The organism is Ulvibacter sp. 2210JD10-4, from assembly GCF_058148525.1.
Genome location: NZ_JBYVJZ010000099.1, coordinates 1 through 237, shown reverse-complemented (window position 1 = coordinate 237; position 237 = coordinate 1). Strand labels below are relative to the sequence as shown.

General features: G+C 38.4%; 1 protein-coding gene. It reads left to right on the top strand.

What is annotated here, in order from left to right; all coding sequences use genetic code 11:
* Positions 1-237: sigma factor-like helix-turn-helix DNA-binding protein (locus ACY2RT_RS15635; RefSeq protein ID WP_490156833.1), on the top strand; the 237-nt coding region annotated here is incomplete at both ends.

Sequence of the window (237 nt, the reverse complement as noted above, 5' to 3'; positions counted from 1 at the left end):
GACCCCTTTGATAAAACTGCCGAAGACAACATGGAAAATGAAGAATTGGGTTTAGCAATTTTAAACTGCCTGAATGGTCTAAATGAGAGACAAGCTGCAATTTTTAAAATGAAAATTATCGATGGTTTTGATACCGAAGCTATCTGTAATGAATTTGATATTACCCCGTCTAACCTTTGGGTTGTCATTCATCGCGCTAGGAATGCGATGGCAGATTGCCTGGAAACAAACTGGTTT